At 67.3% G+C, this 18,901-nt stretch carries 16 protein-coding genes; 11 read left to right on the top strand and 5 right to left on the bottom strand.

The window, feature by feature from the left end:
- Positions 1–68 precede the first annotated feature (68 nt).
- The gene (locus MCHT01_RS14190) at positions 69–512 is read right to left on the bottom strand and encodes a hypothetical protein (RefSeq protein WP_067066003.1); all 444 of its coding nucleotides are present in this window, start codon (positions 510–512) and stop codon (positions 69–71) included.
- Positions 513–712: 200 nt separating this feature from the next.
- Between MCHT01_RS14190 and MCHT01_RS14185 the strand changes: the two genes are divergently transcribed.
- The 3 genes from MCHT01_RS14185 (at position 713) to MCHT01_RS14175 (ending at position 1,855) form a co-directional block, all read left to right on the top strand.
- Entirely contained in the window at positions 713–910 is a 198-nt protein-coding gene (locus MCHT01_RS14185; protein WP_067066002.1) for a hypothetical protein, read from the top strand.
- A 31-nt stretch (positions 911–941) separates the two neighbouring features.
- Positions 942–1,259, top strand: a complete 318-nt coding sequence (locus MCHT01_RS14180; RefSeq protein ID WP_067066001.1) for a BON domain-containing protein — start codon at positions 942–944, stop codon at positions 1,257–1,259.
- Positions 1,260–1,423: 164 nt separating this feature from the next.
- Positions 1,424–1,855, top strand: a complete 432-nt coding sequence (locus MCHT01_RS14175; RefSeq protein ID WP_067066000.1) for a response regulator transcription factor — start codon at positions 1,424–1,426, stop codon at positions 1,853–1,855.
- Here the strand turns inward: MCHT01_RS14175 and MCHT01_RS14170 are convergent.
- Positions 1,833–2,465, bottom strand: a complete 633-nt coding sequence (locus tag MCHT01_RS14170) for a response regulator (protein WP_067066077.1) — start codon at positions 2,463–2,465, stop codon at positions 1,833–1,835. The two genes, MCHT01_RS14175 and MCHT01_RS14170, sit on opposite strands and share 23 nt — an antisense overlap.
- Before the next feature lie 48 nt (positions 2,466–2,513).
- On the opposite strand from MCHT01_RS14170, the gene MCHT01_RS14165 reads away from it, so the two are divergent.
- The 5 genes from MCHT01_RS14165 (at position 2,514) to MCHT01_RS14145 (ending at position 10,203) form a co-directional block, all read left to right on the top strand.
- Entirely contained in the window at positions 2,514–3,968 is a 1,455-nt protein-coding gene (locus MCHT01_RS14165; RefSeq protein WP_084452627.1) for a CHASE3 domain-containing protein, read from the top strand.
- 368 nt (positions 3,969–4,336) lie between these two features.
- A complete protein-coding gene (locus MCHT01_RS14160) occupies positions 4,337–4,783 on the top strand; it encodes a BON domain-containing protein (protein ID WP_067065999.1) in 447 nt (148 codons plus the stop codon).
- A gap of 442 nt (positions 4,784–5,225) precedes the next feature.
- On the top strand, positions 5,226–7,352 hold the full coding sequence (locus MCHT01_RS14155) for an esterase-like activity of phytase family protein (protein WP_067065998.1): 2,127 nt from the start codon (positions 5,226–5,228) through the stop codon (positions 7,350–7,352).
- Positions 7,353–7,507: 155 nt separating this feature from the next.
- Positions 7,508–7,963 carry a universal stress protein gene (locus tag MCHT01_RS14150; RefSeq protein ID WP_067065997.1) on the top strand — a complete coding sequence of 152 codons (456 nt, stop codon included), beginning with the start codon at positions 7,508–7,510 and terminating at the stop codon, positions 7,961–7,963.
- A gap of 101 nt (positions 7,964–8,064) precedes the next feature.
- The gene (locus tag MCHT01_RS14145; RefSeq protein ID WP_084452663.1) at positions 8,065–10,203 is read left to right on the top strand and encodes a M13 family metallopeptidase; all 2,139 of its coding nucleotides are present in this window, start codon (positions 8,065–8,067) and stop codon (positions 10,201–10,203) included.
- A 29-nt stretch (positions 10,204–10,232) separates the two neighbouring features.
- On the opposite strand, the gene MCHT01_RS14140 is transcribed toward MCHT01_RS14145, so the two are convergent.
- Positions 10,233–10,589, bottom strand: a complete 357-nt coding sequence (locus MCHT01_RS14140) for an H-NS histone family protein (RefSeq protein WP_067065995.1) — start codon at positions 10,587–10,589, stop codon at positions 10,233–10,235.
- 297 nt (positions 10,590–10,886) lie between these two features.
- Between MCHT01_RS14140 and MCHT01_RS14135 the strand changes: the two genes are divergently transcribed.
- Positions 10,887–11,639, top strand: a complete 753-nt coding sequence (locus MCHT01_RS14135) for a GntR family transcriptional regulator (protein WP_067065994.1) — start codon at positions 10,887–10,889, stop codon at positions 11,637–11,639.
- Between the two features lie 112 nt (positions 11,640–11,751).
- Positions 11,752–13,344 (top strand): methyl-accepting chemotaxis protein, encoded by a 1,593-nt coding sequence (locus MCHT01_RS27835; RefSeq protein ID WP_276525807.1) that lies wholly within the window; start codon positions 11,752–11,754, stop codon positions 13,342–13,344.
- A gap of 83 nt (positions 13,345–13,427) precedes the next feature.
- Here the strand turns inward: MCHT01_RS27835 and MCHT01_RS14125 are convergent, their stop codons facing one another.
- Positions 13,428–13,883 (bottom strand): Lrp/AsnC family transcriptional regulator, encoded by a 456-nt coding sequence (locus MCHT01_RS14125; protein ID WP_067066076.1) that lies wholly within the window; start codon positions 13,881–13,883, stop codon positions 13,428–13,430.
- A 101-nt stretch (positions 13,884–13,984) separates the two neighbouring features.
- Between MCHT01_RS14125 and ilvB the strand changes: the two genes are divergently transcribed.
- Positions 13,985–15,817, top strand: coding sequence for a biosynthetic-type acetolactate synthase large subunit (gene ilvB, locus MCHT01_RS14120; protein WP_067065992.1), 1,833 nt, complete (start codon positions 13,985–13,987; stop codon positions 15,815–15,817).
- Positions 15,818–15,898: 81 nt separating this feature from the next.
- Here ilvB and MCHT01_RS25665 read toward each other — a convergent pair whose 3' ends face one another.
- Positions 15,899–18,406 carry a P-loop NTPase gene (locus MCHT01_RS25665; RefSeq protein WP_084452661.1) on the bottom strand — a complete coding sequence of 836 codons (2,508 nt, stop codon included), beginning with the start codon at positions 18,404–18,406 and terminating at the stop codon, positions 15,899–15,901.
- Positions 18,407–18,901: the final 495 nt, after the last annotated feature.

Below are 18,901 nucleotides of genomic sequence, written 5' to 3'. Positions count from 1 at the left end.
ATCCGGGCGCATGCCGCGCAACGCGCTCGCCACGGCGCCGCGATCGCTGGCCGTGCGAGCCCAGGAAATCAGTGGGCGGGTTGCGCGGTGAGCAGCGTCTGCCATTCCCCGTCGACGCAGGCCCGCAGGCGGCGCGCATGGCCCGGGCAACGATGCCAGTGCTCGGTCGCGGCCGACAGCAGCGCCGGCCAGTAGGGCAGGTCACCTTCACAGCGGCTGCGCGGGATGACCAGCGCCAGTTCCTGCTCGTCGGCCAGGCCGTCGGCGGCGATGAAGTCCAGACGCGCGCGGACCACGACGGTCAGCGGCGTCGACAGCAGCAGCTCGGCATTCACGCCATGGGACGGAAGGAAATCGGGGGCGGCCGGCGCCGGGCTGGGCGCGACCGTGGAGGCAAACAGCGTCATGGTGGTCTCGATCTGAATCTTGGTCTTGTCGGGGGTGCCCGGACCGCTCGCGGCCGGGGTCTCGGAGCGGCCTCCCAACGCGGGGCCGCGGTCCTTGCTATCCATGCCCGGCATCCTAGGCAGGCCCCGTTCCCGGACCTGTCGGGACGTCCCCCGACCCGGTGTAGGACAACGCCCCATTCCCGCGCCCGCCGTCCCCATGGCCGCTTGTCCTACAAAACATCGCGGATGCGGACGACAGGGGTCGCTGTTCGGCATACGTAGAGTGATTTCAGCGCGCCACGGGGCGCTCAAGGAGCCACGAGATGGGATTCGCCGACCACAGTTCTCTCAGTCTGTTCGCCCAGGATTCCGAATGCCAGGTCCACTGGACCGCAGTCGGTGACCACGACCCGATGCTGGGGCTGGAAGCGGCGCTTCCGTATCTCCTGGATCACGCCCCCGCGACGTTCGCAGAACCGGCCCCGGCCGTCGTGGCATCGCATCGCCACGCCGCCGCCTGAGCCTCATCAACACGCCAAAAGGAGATTCCTCATGATGATCCGTGCCACCGTCATTGCCCTGGCCACCGCCGTGGGCGCCATCACGATGCTGCCGGGCTGCGCGGTCACGCGCGGTCAATCCTCTGTCGGCGAGTACGTCGACGACGCGGGCATCACCGCCTCCGTCAAGTCCAAGTTCGTCGAGAACAAGGCCGTGGACGCGACTTCGATCCACGTCGAGACGCTGCAGGGCGAGGTGATGCTGTCCGGCTTCGCCAAGAACGCCGACGAGAAGGCCAGCGCCGAGCGCCTGGCCCGCGAGGTCAAGGGCGTGAAGCGCGTCAAGAACGAGATCGCGATCCGCAACTGACGCGGAACCGCGATCCCGACGCTCCCGTCGGCGGCCAGTGCCCGCCGGCCGGGGGCCTCGCGCGAACGGACGGCCTGCCTCGTGCATGACGCCCGTTCGCGCGCTATTGTTTCCCCTGCCGCCGGACTTCACGGTCCGGGCGGCACGAGCCATCCCGAAGTGCCATGGATGCCCAGCCCGCCAGCGCCGCCCTGACCTGCTTCCTCGTCGAGGACAACGCCGTCATCCGGGAGAACCTGGTGGCGACGCTCGAGGAGATGGTGGATGTGCGCGTGCTCGGCCATGCGGTCGACGAGGGCGGCGCGCTGCGCTGGCTCGCGGGCGAGCACCCGGGCTGCGACCTGCTCATCATCGACATCTTCCTGGCGCAGGGCACCGGGCTGAACGTGCTGCGCGCGGCGCTGGAGCAGCTGCCAGAGGCGCATCGTGTCGTGCTCAGCAACTACGCCACGCCGGACATGCGCCAGCGCTGTCTCGCGCTGGGCGCCCACAAGGTCTTCGACAAGTCCGCCGAGCTTGAGGACCTGCTGGCCTATTGCACCGGCCTGGCCGATGCGGCGACACGCGATGCGGCTACTCGATCAGTCCGTTCTTGAGGGCGTAGTACGTCAGCTCGCTGTTGGTGTTGAGCGCCAGCTTCTCGAGCACCCGCGACCGGTAGGTCGACACCGTCTTGACGCTCAGCGACATGCCGTCGGCGATGTGGCCCACGGTCTCGCCGCGGGCCAGGCGCAGGAAGACCTGCAGCTCGCGCTCGGACAGGGTCTCGTGCGGGGCCTGGTCGGGCGAGGCGCCCAGGCCTTCGGCCAGCAGTTCGGCCACGGCGGGCGTGATGTACTTGCGGCCGCGGAACACGGTGCGGATCGCCGTGGCGATCTCTTCCGGGTCGCATTCCTTGTTGAGGTAGCCGCTGGCGCCCTGGCGCAGCAGCGTGGTCGCGTAGTGCGTCTCGGGGAAGCCGCTCAGGATCAGGACCGGGAGTTCGGGCTTGCGCGCCTTGATCGCGGCCAGCGTCTCGACGCCGTTCTGGTCGGGCAGCGAGAGGTCCATCAGCATCACGTCGAGCTCGCCGGCGCGGACCAGGTCCAGCGCCTCGCGGCCGGAGGCGGCCTCGCCGGTGACACGCAGGTCGACTTGCTCGGAGAGGAATTGGCGCAGTCCGGCGCGGACAATCGCGTGGTCGTCGACGATGGCGATTCGGATCATGGTGGCGATGGTCAAGTGGAGAGCGTATCGCTCGAGGGAGTGTAGAGGATGAGCCTGAAGGACACCGTCACGAACCTGGGCCGCAAGACCTGGGCCTTGCCGCTGGGCGTGTTCGTGGCCCTGCTGATGGTCCTGATCAGCGAGCTGGCCTACTTCGGCGCCGTCTCGCAGATGGACCGTCTGGACACGCTGGGCCGCGCCCGCATGGAGCTGCTGCGCCTGATGGCCCGCGTGACCGACGCGGAGTCAGGGCAACGGGGATTCCTGATCACCGGCCGCCCGGAGTACCTGGATCCCTACCGCTTTGCCGCCGAGGATGCCTCCCAGGGCCTGAACGCGCTGCAGCGCATGTACGCGCAGGTCGGCGCCAACGACGCCGAGCGCCGCAGCAAGGAGATCGCCACCGCCGTCGGCGCCAAGCTCAGCGAGCTGCAGGAAGTGCTCAAGCTCTACCAGAACGGCCGTGCCGACGCGGGCCGGGAACTCATGATGACCGACATCGGCCGCGACCAGATGGAGCAGATCCGGCGCCGCAGCGCCGAGCTGCTGGCCGACGAGAACGCCCGCATCGCGCTGGGCACCGGCCAGGTCTATGACACGCTGATGCTCAGCCGCATCGGCGTGAGCGGCATGACGCTGCTGAGCCTGCTGGTGTTCGTGCTCTTCGTGCGCAAGAGCCGCGCCCTGGACCAGCAGCGCGCCGAGCAGCAGGAGGAGATGCGCGCCGAGCGTGACCGCCTCGAGGTCGAGGTGCAGCGCCGCACGGCGGAGCTGACGCAGCTGGCCCGGCACCTGCAGACCGCGCGCGAGGACGAGCGCGCCCGCCTGGCCCGCGACCTGCACGACGAGCTGGGCGCCCTGCTCACGGCGGCCAAGCTGGACGTCGCGCGCATGCGGCCCAAGCTGCAGGCCGAGGCCCCCGACCTGATGCAGCGCCTGAACCACCTGACCGAGACGCTCAACAGCGGCATCGCGCTCAAGCGCCGCATCATCGAGGACCTGCGCCCGTCCACGCTGGACCAGCTCGGCCTGGTGCCGGCGCTGGAGATCCTGTGCCGAGAGACCGCCGAGCGCCTGGGCGTGCCCATCCAGCTCCAGCTCGACCCCGCGGTGCAACTGCCCGCCAGCGCGCAGCTGACCGCCTTCCGTCTGGTGCAGGAGGCGCTGACCAACATGGCCAAGTACGCGCATGCGACGCAGGCCACGGTCTCGCTCAAGCGCGAGTACGCGCAGGCGCTGGTCAGCGTGAGCGACAACGGCCAGGGCTTCGATCCGGCGTGCATGACGCTGGGGTCGCACGGGCTGCTGGGCATGCGCTTCCGGGTGGAGGCGGAACGCGGTCAGCTGCAGCTGCGCAGCGCGCCGGGGCTGGGGACCGAGATCCGCGCCTGGCTGCCGCTCAAGCGCGAGGAGCGGGACGAGGCGGAGATCCCGAGGATCGACTTTCCGATTCCGGGCGTGACACCGGGGGAGGGACCCGCGCCGGCGGGTGGGGGGCTGTGAGACCCCGAAGACCCTCACCCCTGCCCTCTCCCGCAAGCGGGAGAGGGAGTCGAGCGAGCGTTCTCCCGCCAGGAGGGCAGAGGACTTGACCGTGCCCGCGTTCGCGAGGGGACTGAAGACTTGACGGTGCCCGCCGTCGCAAGGCGCGGCCGAGGGGTGACGGTGCTCGCGCCCGCCGGGGCGTCGGCGGCGGTTGTGGGGTGGGCGTAGGTGGGGTCCTACAGCGGCGCGGGAACGGCGGCGACCGGCGCTTCCGGCGGAAGCCGACCCGCGGCACGCGGGCGGCTGCCTAGAGTGATGCACATGGACCGGAGGGACCGCGAGGACCGCCAGGTCTCTCAGCACTCAGCACCCGAAAGGAGCCTGCCATGCAACGCATCACCCGCCCCCATTCCCTGGCCCTGCTGCTGCCCGCCGTGGTGGCCGCCGTCGCGCTGACCGCCTGCGGTCGCGAGGATGACGACCGCACCGCCGGCCAGCGCCTGGACGCCGGCATCTCCAAGATGGAGCAGAAGTCCGACCAGGCCGCGGCCGAGACCCGCCAGGCCGCCGACGAGATGGGCAAGAAGATGGAACGCGCCGCCGACAAGGCCGGCGTGGCCGTCGATGACGCCCAGATCACTACCTCGATCAAGACCGCGCTGGCGGGCGACCCCAAGCTGAGCGCGCTCGACGTGAAGGTCGAGACCGAGCACGGCCACGTGACCCTGGACGGCAAGGCACCGGACCTGGCCGCGCGGGATCGCGCCGGCTCGATGGCCCTCGCGACCAAGGGCGTCCAGTCCGTCAACAACCGCATCAAGGTCAGCGGCTGATCCTCCTCTGCAGCCCCTGACCGGGCCCCGGACCACGCCCTCCCCGGCGTGCTCCGGGGCCTTCTGCCTTGATCTCCCTACCCCGACTCCACCCCAACCCAGCTCAGCTCAGCTCAGCCCAAGCCCAAGCCCAAGCCCAAGCCCAAGCCCAAGCCCAAGCCCAAGCCCAAGCCCAAGCCCAAGCCCGCTGATTCCGGAACCCCGCCCCTCCGAGGCCCGTTGCAAACGCTTCCCGGCCGGTATTGCTCCCTCTCCCGCAAGGCGGGAGAGGGCTGGGGTGAGGGTCTTCTTGTCACGTTCTTGTCTCTTTCTTGCTCATGCGTGAACGGTCTTCACGCCGCTGTAACGCCCGCTCCCTAGGGTGCCGCCCAGTCCCGACGCGGACCGGACACCGGTCGCGCCGGTCGCGATCCAGACCCAAGAGAAACGAGACGAGAAAGACATGCGGAACACGTCCCTCCCCGGCGCGCGGCGCCTGAGCCTGTCCCTGCTGGCCGCGGCCAGCGTCGCCGCGCTGAGCGCCTGCGGCGGTGACGACGGCGTCGACGCGCCCCCCGGCAAGGCCGCGGTCGCCGCGCGCCTGATCGATGCGCCGGTCGAGGGCATCAGCTATTCGACCAAGCCCAGCGGCCTGTCGGGCAAGACCGGCGCGGGCGGCGTGTTCCCGTGCGTGGCCGACGACGCCGTCACCTTCACCGTCGGCGGCGTGGTGGTGGGCAGCGCCAAGTGCGTCGCGGACATCGCCGTCGCCGACCTGGCCGGCACCGCCACCCTGACGGAAGCCGCGCTGCAGAACCGCCTGGTGTTCCTGCAGGCGCTGGACGAGGACGACGATCCCACCAACGGCATCACCATCGCGGGCGCCGTGCATGACGCGCTGGCGGGCAAGACGCTGGACTTCGCCGCCGCCTCGGCGAGCTTCGACACCGCCTTCGCCGCCCTGTTGCCGGCCGGCCAGACCGACGTCTACGGCCAGCCCTACGCCGCCCGCGCGATGAGCGCCACCCGCCGCGCCGCCGCGGTCGAGCACTACGAATCGACCCTGGCCACGCTGCTCGGCAAGTCCGACACCAGCAGCTCCAGCCAGGACACGGCGGGCGGCGCCGTGGCGATCACCAAGTTCCAGATTCGCGCCGCGGACAGCCAGTACGTGCCCTACGAGGGCGGCAACGCCGACGCGAAGAAGGACTTCCCCAAGGGCTTCTATCCGGCACTGGGCTCGGGCCTGGCCTACAAGGGCAAGAACGCCGACGGCGCGATGGAGTTCTACGCCATCACCGACCGCGGCCCCAACGGCGACAGCCCCAGCGCGCCGCGCCCGGACAACGGCGCCGTCGTGACCACCAAGATGTTCCCCGCCCCCGGCTTCGCGCCGTCCATCGGCGTGATCACGCTGGGCAAGAACGGCGCGGTGATCTCCGCGCTGAACCCGCTGAAGAACGCGGACGGCTCCAAGGTCAGCGGCCGGCCGCTGCCTTTCGGCGCGGTCGGCTCCAGCGCCGAGGTGCCGCTGAACGACGCGCTCAAGTACGACAACGCCAAGGCCGGCTTCGACGCCAACGGCCTGGACACCGAGACCCTGGTCTGGGACGCCGCCAACAAGGTGTTCTGGACCTCCGACGAGTACGGCCCCTTCATCGTCAAGATCGACGCCACCACCTTCCAGGTGATCAAGCGCTACGCCCCGGGCACGACCGCGGGCAGCCTGCCGGACGTGCTGAAGAACCGCCGCCCCAACCGCGGGATGGAAGGCCTGGCGATGGACGCGGCCAGCGGCAAGCTGCACGGCTTCCTGCAGAGCCCGATCGACCCGGTCGACGGCGCGGGCAAGAGCGTCGAGGTCGTCGACACCAGCGACATGGACCAGGACGGCAAGACCAACGACAAGGTCAAGGTGCGCGACTTCGCCCAGTTCGCGCGCTGGATCGAGTTCGATCCCAAGACCGAGACCTCCAGGCTCTATGCCTATCCGCTGAGCTACCCGCTGGCGGCCAAGGGCGGCAAGTGGGACCGCAACCGCACCGGCAGCGCCAAGCTGGGTGACCTGGTCTCGCTGGGCAACGGCAAGTTCATCGTCGTCGAGCAGGGCGCCGATGCGACGGGCGCGGTGCGCAACTTCCTGATGCTGGTCGAGATCCCGGCCAACGCGACCGAGATCACCACCCTCGGCACCGAGCTGGAGAAGAACAGCATCGACGGCGTGACCGCCTCGGCGGTGAGCTGGGCCAACGTGGTCAAGCTCAGGAAGACCGTGCTGCTGGACCTGAACGCCGCCGGCTGGAAGGCCGAGAAGGCCGAGGGTCTGGCCATCGTCGACGGCAACACCCTGGCGCTGGTCAACGACAACGACTTCGGCCTGAAGTCCACCCTCGTGGACGCCAAGGGCAAGGCCGTGGCCGGCGACCCGACCGAGTGCACCGTCGATGTCAACGGCGTGATCGCGCAGGACGGCAGCTGCGCGGCCGGCGCCGTCACCGCCCGGGTGACGCGCGGCAACGAGATCGATCGCCTGACGCGTCTGTGGCTGTTCAAGTTCCCGAAGGCGCTCAACAGCTTCAGCGCGCCCTGAGCGGCGCCCGAGGCCCGGGCGCGCGTCGGCGCGGCGCCGTTTGACCGATGTCGGACGGCGCCGTCCGCGTGCCGCCCAGCTCGGCGACACGGCGCTCGCCCGCGCCCGGGCCCGGGGACTAGCATCGACGCATCCCATCCGATGGAGCGATGACCATGTACGCCAAGATCCTGGTTCCTGTCGACGGCAGCCCCACCTCCAACGCCGGTCTGGCGGAGGCGATCCGGCTGGCCAAGCTCAGCGGCGGCGAGATCCGGCTGCTGCACGCGCTGGACCTGCAAGCCTTCTCCATGATGTCCAGCGCCGGGCTGGGCATCACGCCGGACAACTTCGAGCAGATCCGCGCGGGCGGCAAGAAGGTGCTGGACGACGCGGCCGCCACGGTCCGCGCCGCCGGCATCGCGGTGTCGACGCAGCTCAGCGAGAGCCTGGCCTCCCGCGTCAGCGACCTAGTCACCGGGGAGTGCGCCTCCTGGGGCGGCGAGGTCATCGTGCTGGGCACCCACGGCCGGCGCGGCCTGTCGCGCGCGTTGCTGGGCAGCGACGCCGAGCTGATCGTGCGCTACGCCGAGGTGCCGGTGCTGCTGGTGCGCGGGCCGCAGGGCGGCTGATCCGCCCTCCGCGGGCGATCCGCGGGGTGTCCGAAGACACCTGCGGGGCGTCCGGCCGCTGATGGAGAATGCCCGCCAGCAATCACCACCCGCTGCCGGCCATGACCCGTCATCCCCTCGCCCGCACCGCCGCGGCCGCGCTCGTCGCGGCCGCTTCTCTTGGCGCCTGCGCCACCGCGACCTCGCAAGACCCGGCCCCGTCGGCCGCGTCCGCCGCCGCGGCGCCCGCGACCGGCACCGAGCCCGTCGCCACCGAAGGTCCGCTGGACCGCCTGCCCTACACGCCCAGCCTGGACACGGCCGCGATGGACCGCGGCGCGGACCCCTGCGAGGACCTGTACCAGTACGCCTGCGGCGGCTGGATGGCCGCCAACCCGATCCCGCCGGACCAGGCCCGCTGGTCGGTCTACGCCAAGATGGCCAACGAGAACCAGCGCTACCTGTGGGGCGTGCTGGACAAGCTGTCCGCCGCCGATCCGGCGCGCAGCGCCAACCAGGCGCGCATGGGCGACTACTTCGCCGCCTGCATGGACGAAGGCGCCGCCGACCAGCACGCGCTGGCGCCGCTGCGCCCGTTGCTGTCGCGCATCGACGCGCTGAAGGACCGCCGCGAGCTGCCCGCCCTGCTGGCCGCGCTGCAGCTGGCGACCAACAACGAGCGCCTGCTGTTCCGCTTCACCTCGGGGCAGGACCTGAAGGACTCCACGAAGGTGATCGCCTTCGCCTACGCCGGCGGCCTGAGCCTGCCGGACCGCGAGTACTACTTCAAGACCGACGAGAAATCGCGTCTGCTGCGCGACCAGTTCGTCGCTCACGTGGCGCGCAGCTTCGAGCTGCTGGGCGACGCCCCCGCCGCCGCGCAGGCCCAGGCCCGCCGCGTCATGGCGCTGGAGACCGCGCTGGCCCAGGCCTCGCTGGGCCGCGTCGACAAGCGCGATCCCTACAAGAGCTTCCATCCGATGAAGGCCGCCGGCCTGCAGGCGATGACGCCGGGCTTCGACTGGGCGGCCTACCAGCGCGCGCTGGGCCTGGACCCGGTGAAGACCTTCAACGTCACCGAGCCGGCCTTCTTCAAGGCGCTGGGCAAGGAACTGGCCAGGCGCGACCTCGGCGAGCTGCGCGACTACCTGCGCTGGCAGCTGGTCAGCAGCCAGTCGGCGACGCTGTCGGCGGACTGGGTGCGGACGAACTTCGAGTTCTTCGGTCAGACCCTGCAGGGCGTGCCTCAGCTCAAGGCACGCTGGAAGCGCTGCGTCGAGCTGGTCGACGCGCAGATGGGCGAGGCGCTGGGCCAGGAGTTCGTCGCGCGCAACTTCAGCCCCGAGCTGAAGGACAAGACGCTGACGATGACCCGGCAGATCGAGGACGCCATGGCCGCCCGCATCCGCTCCCTGAGCTGGATGAGCGAGGCGACCCGCCAGCGCGCCACCGAGAAGCTCCACGCCATCGTCAACAAGGTCGGCTACCCCGACCGCTGGCGCGACTACGGCGCGCTGACCGTGACGCGCGAGGACTTCGCCGGCAACGTGATGCGCGGCAACGCGTTCGAGCTCCAGCGTCAGCTGGCCAAGATCGGCAAGCCGCTGGACCGGGGCGAGTGGGGCATGACGCCGCAGACCGTCAACGCGTACTACGACGCGCAGATGAACGACATCAACTTCCCGGCCGGCGTGCTGCAGCCCCCGCTGTTCGACCAGAAGATGGATGACGCGCCCAACTACGGCAACACCGGCGGCACCATCGGCCACGAGCTGATCCACGGCTTCGACGACGAAGGCCGTCAGTTCGATGCCAAGGGCAACCTGCGCGACTGGTGGACCAAGAAGGACGGCAAGGCCTTCGAGCAGCGCGCCGCCTGCGTGACGAAGCAGTACGCGCAGTACGTCGTGGTCGACGACATCCGCATCAACAGCAAGCTCACGCTGGGCGAGGACCTGGCCGATCTGGGCGGCCTGGTGCTGGCCTACGCCGCCTGGAAGGCGCAGGTCGCGGACATGACGCTGACGCCGCGCGACGGCCTGACGCCGGAGCAGCGCTTCTTCGTCGGCTTCGCGCAGTGGGACTGCAGCCAGGTCCGGCCCGAGTACGCGCGCGTGCACGCCCTGACCGACCCCCACTCGCCCGGCCGCTACCGGATCAACGGCGTGGCGGTGAACATGCCGGAGTTCGAGAAGGCCTTCAACTGCAAGCCGGGCCAGAAGATGGTCAAGCCCGACGCGGAGCGCTGCAAGGTCTGGTGAGGCGGACCGCCCGCCTGGCGGGCGGTCGCTCAGCCGATCAGCAGGTCCTCGGCCGTCTTCCCGGCGGCCAGGGCGTCCTTGAACCAGGTGGGGCGCTTGCCGACGCCGGTCCAGGTGCGACCGTTGCCGTCGTGGTACTTCGGCGCCCCGTGGGCGCGGGCGGTCTTGGCACCGCCGCGCGTCTTGCGGGCGGGCGCGGCGCGGGGGGGCCGTGCGCGGCCGGTACCCACGCCGGGACCGAACAACTCCTCCGGGGTGAGTCCGTAGTGGTCGATCGCCTCGCGGATGCGGGCGACGACGCCGGAGATCTCCTTCGCCCGCAGCGCGTCGGCTTCCTTCTGAAGCTTCTCGATCTGGCTCAGGACTTGTTTCAGGGACTTGGCCATGCAGCCCTCTCCAATGGGTGTCGACGTGGGCATTCGCCTCTGCGTGTCGGGACCCTCCCGGCGGCGACTGTAGCGCGTCGCGCCGATCCGACAGCCCACCTCCCGGTCCCGGGCTCCCACCTCCCGATTCCAGGCAGTCAATTCCTCATCGATGCGGGATTGGGCCGGTCGCTCGCCGCTCGATCGCCGGCGGGCTTGCGAAGCGGCAAGAACGCGTCGCGAGGCCCTCGCGGCCGGGCCCGCCGCGACGGGTGACTCCCTAGAGTGGACAGCTCATCCACTGGACGGAGCTGCGCGATGGTTCGTTCCCATCATCCGATCAACGCCCCCACCTACCTGCGTCTGCGCGACCAGATCCGCACCGACATCGAGGAGGGCAACTGGCGTTTGGGCCAGCACCTGACGCTCAACGAACTGAGCGTGCACTACCGCGTCAGCAATGTCCCGGTGCGGGAGGCGCTGCTGCAGCTGCAGGGGGACGGGCTGGTCGACATGCGGATGAACAAGGGCGCGGTGGTGCTGAACGTCGACGAGCGCTTCATCGACAAGTACTTCGACGTGCGCGAGGCGCTGCAGTCGCTGCTGGTGACGCAGGCCTGCCGCGCGCGCCTGGACGCGGGCGACGCGCCTCCCGTGGACACCACGGCCGGCCTGACGCGGGGCCTGGACCTGCTGGCGCAGGTCGAGGACGCCGCGCGGCGCGGCGTGGTGCGGGACCTGCTGGCCGCCGACCAGGCGCTGCACGAGCAGTTGGGCGCCCTGGGCGGCAACGACCACGCCGAGCTGATGCTGGCCGCGCGGGGCCGGCTGCTGGAGGCCTTCCGCCGCATGCGGGTGGACCTGCTGGCGCCGGAGCTGATGGTGCTTCCCCTGCACGACGGCGCCCTGCTGCGCGCGGTGGCCGACGGCGACGAGGCCGCGGCCCGGGAGGCGGTGCGGCTGCATGTAGCGGCGATGCGCGCCTACATGAAGAAGCTGTTGCGCATCCCGGCCGGCCGCCTACGTCCCGACGGGGGCATTGTTGGCGGGGTGTCGGGGCCGGGCGCATGATTTGCCGCTTCCGGAACGACGGACTGCGACAACGGGTCGCGGCGCGGGCGCGCCCAACGCGTCGGCCGCGGGATGAGGCATCGGCCGGTCCACCGGCCCAGGGAGGTGCGAGATGCGCGACGACTACGGAACCCGGGCCCCCGGCGGCACCGGTGGGATGACGCTGGGCCGCAAGCTGGGCCTGGCCTTCGGCGTGATGGTGCTGCTGACGGCCGTGCTGGGGCTGTTCGGCATGAACCGGATGGGCCTGGTCAATGAGCGGACCGAGCTCATCGCGACCCGGTGGCTGCCGGCGATCAAGATGCTGGGCGACATGCGGGCGACGGCCAACCAGCTGCGACGCTCGGAGGCCGAGCATGTGCTGAACACCGGCGAGGCCGACATGGCGCGGATCGAGGCGCGCATGAGCGAACTGCGGCAATCGCTGACCTCGCTGGAGCGGGCCTACGACCCGCTGGTCGAGCACCCGGACGAGGACAAGCTCTTCCTCGAGTACGGCCGGCTGCGGGACCGCTATCTCGAGGCGCAGGCCACGGCGATCACCGCCTCGCGCGGCGGCGCGGGCCGCTTCGAGGAGGCGCGCACGCTGCATCTGGGCGCCTCCAAGCAGGCGTTCGACGCCTGGGTGGCGCAGATCGGCAAGCTCGTGGAGTTCAGCAATCGTGGCTCGGACGAGGCGGCGCGGGATGCGGCGACGACCTACCGCTCCGGCAGTCTGGCCATCGCCGTGGTGATGGCCCTGGCCGTGGTCGGCGGGGTGGTGCTGAGCGTGCTGATCGTGCGCGGCGTGCGGCGCCAGATCGGTGGCGAGCCGGCGCTGGCGGTGGATCTCGCCCAACGCGTCGCGGACGGCGATCTGACGCTGGAGATCCGCCTGGCCGAGCACGACACCACGAGCGTGCTGGCCGGCCTGCAGCGGATGCAGTCGCGGCTCAACGAGATCGTCCGCACGGTGCGCGGCAACGCGGAGGGCGTCGCGACGGCCTCGGCCGAGATCGCGCAAGGCAACGCGGACCTGAGCACCCGCACCGAGCAGCAGGCCAGCGCGCTGCAGCAGACGGCCTCGTCGATGGAGGAGCTGGGCGCGACGGTGCGGCACAACGCCGACAACGCGCGCCAGGCCAGCCAGCTGGCGCAGAGCGCCTCGACGGTGGCGGGCGAAGGCGGCGGCGCGGTGGGCGACGTGGTGTCGACGATGTCGGAGATCGACGAGTCCTCGCGGCGCATCGGCGACATCATCGGCACGATCGACAGCATCGCCTTCCAGACCAACATCCTGGCGCTGAACGCGTCGGTCGAGGCGGCGCGGGCCGGCGAGCAGGGACGCGGCTTCGCGGTGGTGGCCGAGGAGGTGCGAAACCTGGCGCAACGCAGCGCCCAGGCGGCGCGCGAGATCAAGGCGCTGATCGGCACCAGCAGCGAGCGCGTGGTGCGCGGGTCGGGCCAGGTGGCGACGGCGGGCGAGAAGATGAGCGCCATCGTCCACTCGATCCAGCGGGTGACCGACATCATGAGCGAGATCAGCGCGGCCTCGCAGCAGCAGAGCCAGGGCGTGTCGCAGATCAGCGAGGCGGTGTCGCAGATGGACCGCGCGACGCAGCAGAACGCGGCGCTGGTCGAGCAGAGCGCGGCGGCGGCCGAGAGCCTGCGGGCGCAGGCCCAGAAGCTGGTCGAGGCGGTGGCGGTGTTCCGGTTGGCGGCCTGACGCGGCATGGCGCGATCACGCCCCGGCGGGCCGATCGTCCCGCAGACCGCAGACCGCCCGCGCACGGTCCTGGCCGCGCGAGATCACAGCGGCAGCGAGCTGGCCTTGAGGCAGCGCAGCACGAAGCTGGACTTGCTGTGGCGCACGCCGGGGATCTTGTAGAGCTTCTCGCGCAGCAGGCGCTCGTAGTCGCGGGTGTCGCGCACGGACAGGCGCAGGACGTAGTCGTAGTCGCCGGACACCAGGTAGGCGTCGATCACCTCGGGGATGGCCTCGAGGTGGCGGGCGAACTCGGCCATGGCCGCGTCGGTGTGCTTGTTCAACGTGAGCTGGACGATGAGCTGTTCCGGCCGGCCGACCTTCTCGGCGTTGACCTTCACCGTGTAGCCCTCGATGACGCCGGACTCCTCCAGCCGCTTGATGCGAGTCCAGCAGGGGGAGGTGGTCAGGCCGACCTCGTCGCTGACCTCCTGCAGGCTGGCGCGGGCATTGCGCTGCAGGGCACGCAGGATGGCGCGGTCGAACTTGTCGAGATTGATTTGCTGATCCATCTGGCTTTGGCAGGAAGATTTGCTGCGGCAAGGATTCTAGAAGGCAAGAACGGCAACCTTTCCGGCGGGCTCCCCGGGACACTGGATGCATGAACGCCACGCTCGCCGCCCAGCTCCAGCCCCAGTCAACGTACGCCGCCCCGGTACCGGCCGCGCGCAATGTCGCGCAGATCCTGCTGGACACGCTGGTCGAGTGCGGCGTCGACACCGTCTTCGGCTACCCGGGCGGCGCGGTGCTGCCGCTGTACGACGCGCTGCATGGCGAGCCACGGCTTCGTCACATCCTGGTCCGCCACGAGCAGGCGGCGGTGCATGCGGCCGAAGGCTACGCGCGCAGCACGGGTCGCCTCGGCGTGGTGCTGGTGACCTCGGGCCCGGGCATGAGCAACACCACCACGGGCTTGCTGGACGCGCTGTGCGACTCCATCCCCATCCTGTGCATCAGTGGCCAGGTCAACAGCGCGGCCATCGGCACCGATGCCTTCCAGGAGTGCGACGCGCTGGGGATCTCGCGCCCGGTGACGAAGTGGAACGCGCAATTGCGGCCAGGGGGCGATGTCGCGGCGCTGGTGCGCAAGGCGGTGGCGCTCGCGCGAGGCGGTCGGCCAGGACCGGTGCTGCTGGACGTGCCGAAGGATGTGCAGCTCGCCGTGGCCGCGGATCCCGTGCTGAGCGCCAAGGCCCGAAGCCGGGCGGAACAGGCGAGCAAGGCGGCCAGCGAACGGCTGGCCCGGACGGAAGCCCGTCGGGATCGGGCCCATGCGATGGCGGTGCTGCCTGTCGAGGGGCGCGCCATCGAGGAAGCGGCCGACTGGATCGCCTCGGCGAGCCGGCCCGTCTTCTACGGCGGTGGCGGCCTGATCAACGCCGGTGACGAGGCCTGTGCCGAGTTCGCCGCGATCGTGGATGCCACGCGTGCGCCCTGCACGCTGACGCTGATGGGCCTGGGCGCGGTGCCGGCCTCCTCGCCGAACTGGCTCGGGATGCTGGGCATGCACGGGACGCTGGAGGCCAACCTGGCGATGCACCATGCCGACCTCATCGTCTGCGCCGGCGCGCGTTTCGACGATCGCGTGACGGGCCGTCTGGACAGCTTCGCCCCGAACGCGCGCGTGATTCATCTCGACATCGATCCCGCGCAGATCGACAAGGTCCGCCGCGCCGACCTGGCGCTGTGCGGGGATGCGAGCTCGCTGCTGCCGAGGTTGCGGCGCTCACTGGCCCGACGCGCGATGCCCGCGTCGCGCTTGGCCGACTGGTGGTCGCGCATCGAGGGGTGGCGCTCGCAGCGCTCGCTCGACTTCGAGGACACGCCGGAGGTCATCGCTCCGCAGGCACTGATGGCGCGGCTGCGCGCGCAGCTCGAGGGCCGCGACGCGATCGTGTCGACCGATGTCGGCCAACACCAGATGTGGGCGGCGCAGCGCCTGGCCTTCGAGCGTCCGCGGCGCTGGCTGAGCTCGGGTGGCGCGGGGACGATGGGCTACGGCCTGCCGGCGGCGATCGGCGCGCAGGTGGCGCATCCGGACAAGCTGGTCGTGTGCGTCAGCGGGGACGCCTCCATCCTGATGAATCTGCAGGAGCTGGCGACGGCGCGGCAGCACCGCGCGGGGGTGAAGGTCGTGCTGTGCAACAACGGCCACATGGGCATGGTGCGGCAGTGGCAGGAGCTGCATCACGGCGAGCGCTACAGCCACAGCTACAACGCCTGCCTGCCGGACTTCGTGGCGGTGGCGAAGGGTTTCGGCTGGCCCGCCCGTCGGGTGGAGCGGCGGGAGGAACTGGATGAGGCGCTCGCCGAGTGCCTGGCGAGCGAAGGCCCCTTCTTCCTCGACGTCGCGGTCACGCCCGCGGAGAACTGCTTCCCGATGATCCCGGCGGGGAAGGGGCATCAGGAAGTGATGCTGGGTGGTAGAGGTTAATCGCGCGCGCAACAAGATTACCGTATGGCTAAGGTACGTTATGCCACGCTAGCGCATGCCTAACTAAAAATATATATCCCTTTAGTCGGGAGAGTCTAGCCAAGTCCTAATGGACGATAGTTCGTTTCTGCAGCGTACAACATGGCGATGATTGCCGACTTGAGGCTTCAAACCGGAGATTCGTTCGATAACCTTCTCGCAGAAGCGCCGTACGTCCTGAATCTGCCTTTCATCGAGACTCTTGCCGTGAGCCCTCGCAAAGTCAGCGACCGCCGCTGCAGCGCGATAAGGTTGGTGCTTTTGCTCTCGCAGCGTCTGCCGAAGAAGAATGGCCTTTGCTTCAATATATAGGTCGAATGCGTGCCCCGGATCTTGAGAGCGACACGCAGACATTAATTGAAAGCGCGCAAAGTGGTTGTCAATTTGATATGTATCATAGGCTGGGAGCAGCTTTGCAAATGCATATGCCGCTTTAAAGTATCCGCCGATGCGATCGAAATCATCGTCCTCCACTGCGAGGCGCGCGATTGCATACTGAAGCCAATAATGGGGATTCTTCTTTGCAAACGCCGTATTTTGGATGTCTTCATAGAAGTTGACGACTGCAGCTCTGAGGCCATTCTTCGGGAGCATCTTTTGAAGTGCCGAATACGTCATCGCACTTCTCATGAAGTACTCATAAGTCCGGCCGCCAAGAATTTGGGCTCGCTTAAACATGCTGGAAAGCACGGCCACCACTTCCGAGGCATTGCTTTGGGATGTTAAGTAGAATTCCGCTAAGACAGATGAGCGTAGTTTGAAAACCCCCCCGCTGTCCGACCAGAGAAATCGAACGGATTCCCGCTCTGTATTTGACATCCTTACTAGAGGACTGCCCTCTAGTAAGTCGTCAACTACATGTTTTTGCAATGGAGTATCAGTCGCTTTTATTATGAATACGGCGGTGGCTATTTGCTTTACGTGGGGCTTTATTTCATCGAACAGAGCCTTTACTTTTCCCGCGATTTGTGGGGAAGAATAGAGCTTGAGCAGAATCTGATGGAATTGACCGCCGCAGTCGCTAAGCACAAGCTTCATGCGGTCGGAGTCAGATAGGTTTGAGAACTCCGTCCACAGTCCATATGTGTCGATCATAGAGACCAGCGAGCGCGCATCTTCTCGCTCGAGAAGATTGAGATCGAACTCATCGACCTCCTGAACTCGCAAGGCGTTTTCCAGGCGCTCTAGATACACGTCGTGCACGTGCGACCGGGAACTTAACAGGAAGACAATCTTCTTTCCGACACGCCGAATTGAAACGAAGTCTATTGCATCCAGAAATGGAATGTACCCATCAATAACCAGTACCGTGGGGACGTCCGAGGATACGATTTGGGATAATTCCTTTCGGACTGCTTTGGAATCTTCTCGTAATCGCAGGACCTGCCAACCAAGAGCGGCGAGCTTGTAGCTGATCTGCTCAAGAGCAATCGTCTTTCCGTTGCCTAATTCTGAAGTAAGTACTACATCGCGACCCGCTTCGATAGTTTGGGTTGCTAAAGATGTGGCAGGCCTATCAAGCAAATAATACCTGGTCGCCGAATTCGCAGAGTGGCTGCCAAGAAGCTCATTTTTTACATCACCATAAAGAAATAGTTTCTCGACATCGGAGTTCGTTGGCGGAGTTAGGGAGAGCTTTGCAGATATCTTCTCCAAAGCGACTGGTTCAAATGTGATCTCTGGTCTTGAATAAATGGTTTTTTCGTGCCGAACCATTTTCGAGAAATCGATCGCACCTATTTTATGGGTGCTTCCGAAAAAAGGCAGTCGCAGGGCGTCTGGGCTGTTTGCTTTCAGGTCTGGGGAAAGGATGAAGATCGCCTTCCCTTTGATATCTTCGCCATGTGCGATTCGGGCTAAATCCAAATCGTACATTGAGTATCCAATAAATATTATTGCCCGAGCCAGTCGAAGATCTTGCCGTAAGACAGACTGCCATGGTGTTCCTTCTAAGGCATCATGGAGATAGCTCTCGAAGGTTAATTTGAAATTACTAGAAAGATCGCCAACCCCTAGGCGACTAATAAAGCCATTGATGTGTAGGCAGACGCGCCCAGTTGATAGATATCGCTCAGGAGAATCAGACGGGGTAATCGGCGTAATGGCACGGCCTACGTCGATTCCTGAGCGTTCAATGAGATCGTCGTAGTTGGTCGTATATATTCTCTGCCAAGGCAAGTCAACAATCTCGCGATGATGCGCGCCTGAAGACTTGATCGTGAACATTTCGCGGCACAGCCTCGTCAACTGGGCTTCTCCGAAGCGTTCCACATAGAGTTGGGAAGCGATCGAGAGATCGGAATCCTCGGCGTCAACTCCGACATCAGCGTATAGCTTTCTTGCCAGCCCTCTTCCGGAAAGAGGCGAATCCCCACCCAACCCTACCGAGCCAAATGAGAACCCGGAACCGGCAAATAGGACAGCATTGCCGTCAATCGCGTGTCGAATCGCCTCGTTAATGTCCATTACTCCTCCCAGAGCATCTTTCGATCTTGAGAGTCCGACGTTACCAGCGGCAAAGGAAATCCGTCGTGCATTTTTCAACGACATGACCAATCGTCTGCACTAGCTCGTAGAAGCAGCACTTCGGGCCGTACGGGATCTTCGGCGATGTCCGTCGTTGTCTGGTGCAGGCCGGTGAGATTGAATGCTTGCTGGCGCGGCATTCGCGTCGGGCTGTCGCTAGAAGGCTACCTGTCTAGCAAGCAGTACTCGGCGGGCTAGCGCTCTGGCGACGCTGGCAGAGCTAGTCTTGAATGAGCGAGGCCGTTGTGGAGAGTGACGACGCTGACGATCTAGCACTGAATGAAATTTGATAGAGCGCGATTCTGGGCGGCCGTGACCGGCGCATACATTGGCATAGCGCGTTTCCGCAATCTAGCATTATTGTGACAAAAGCGTCCTATTCATGCGAGGCAATGGGCTCTACTGCTCATGCGGTTGAAATCACTCTGAACTTCTTGACCACCGCATTTTCTGCGGTACATCAGCTAGACAATCCTGCGCGATACTTCTGTACCCAGTATCGGTACTCGGTAGCCGCCC

The organism is Mitsuaria chitosanitabida ATCC BAA-476 = NBRC 102408 (assembly GCF_001598255.1).
Taxonomy (GTDB): Bacteria; Pseudomonadota; Gammaproteobacteria; order Burkholderiales; family Burkholderiaceae_C; genus Roseateles; species Roseateles chitosanitabidus.
Note: the sequence above shows the minus strand (reverse complement) of the source record. Positions and strands in the feature narration are given on the sequence as shown.

What these genes read in the sequence shown, in the direction of transcription:
- MCHT01_RS14170 (WP_067066077.1), bottom strand. Translation starts at nt 2,465, where the DNA reads ATGATCCGAATCGCCATCGTCGACGACCACGCGATTGTCCGCGCCGGA.
- MCHT01_RS14150 (WP_067065997.1), top strand. Translation starts at nt 7,508, where the DNA reads ATGTACGCCAAGATCCTGGTTCCTGTCGACGGCAGCCCCACCTCCAAC.
- MCHT01_RS25665 (WP_084452661.1), bottom strand. Translation starts at nt 18,406, where the DNA reads ATGTCGTTGAAAAATGCACGACGGATTTCCTTTGCCGCTGGTAACGTC.
- MCHT01_RS14140 (WP_067065995.1), bottom strand. Translation starts at nt 10,589, where the DNA reads ATGGCCAAGTCCCTGAAACAAGTCCTGAGCCAGATCGAGAAGCTTCAG.
- MCHT01_RS14160 (WP_067065999.1), top strand. Translation starts at nt 4,337, where the DNA reads ATGCAACGCATCACCCGCCCCCATTCCCTGGCCCTGCTGCTGCCCGCC.
- MCHT01_RS14155 (WP_067065998.1), top strand. Translation starts at nt 5,226, where the DNA reads ATGCGGAACACGTCCCTCCCCGGCGCGCGGCGCCTGAGCCTGTCCCTG.
- MCHT01_RS14175 (WP_067066000.1), top strand. Translation starts at nt 1,424, where the DNA reads ATGGATGCCCAGCCCGCCAGCGCCGCCCTGACCTGCTTCCTCGTCGAG.
- MCHT01_RS14190 (WP_067066003.1), bottom strand. Translation starts at nt 512, where the DNA reads ATGGATAGCAAGGACCGCGGCCCCGCGTTGGGAGGCCGCTCCGAGACC.
- ilvB (WP_067065992.1), top strand. Translation starts at nt 13,985, where the DNA reads ATGAACGCCACGCTCGCCGCCCAGCTCCAGCCCCAGTCAACGTACGCC.
- MCHT01_RS14165 (WP_084452627.1), top strand. Translation starts at nt 2,514, where the DNA reads ATGAGCCTGAAGGACACCGTCACGAACCTGGGCCGCAAGACCTGGGCC.
- MCHT01_RS14135 (WP_067065994.1), top strand. Translation starts at nt 10,887, where the DNA reads ATGGTTCGTTCCCATCATCCGATCAACGCCCCCACCTACCTGCGTCTG.
- MCHT01_RS14145 (WP_084452663.1), top strand. Translation starts at nt 8,065, where the DNA reads ATGACCCGTCATCCCCTCGCCCGCACCGCCGCGGCCGCGCTCGTCGCG.
- MCHT01_RS14180 (WP_067066001.1), top strand. Translation starts at nt 942, where the DNA reads ATGATGATCCGTGCCACCGTCATTGCCCTGGCCACCGCCGTGGGCGCC.
- MCHT01_RS14185 (WP_067066002.1), top strand. Translation starts at nt 713, where the DNA reads ATGGGATTCGCCGACCACAGTTCTCTCAGTCTGTTCGCCCAGGATTCC.
- MCHT01_RS27835 (WP_276525807.1), top strand. Translation starts at nt 11,752, where the DNA reads ATGCGCGACGACTACGGAACCCGGGCCCCCGGCGGCACCGGTGGGATG.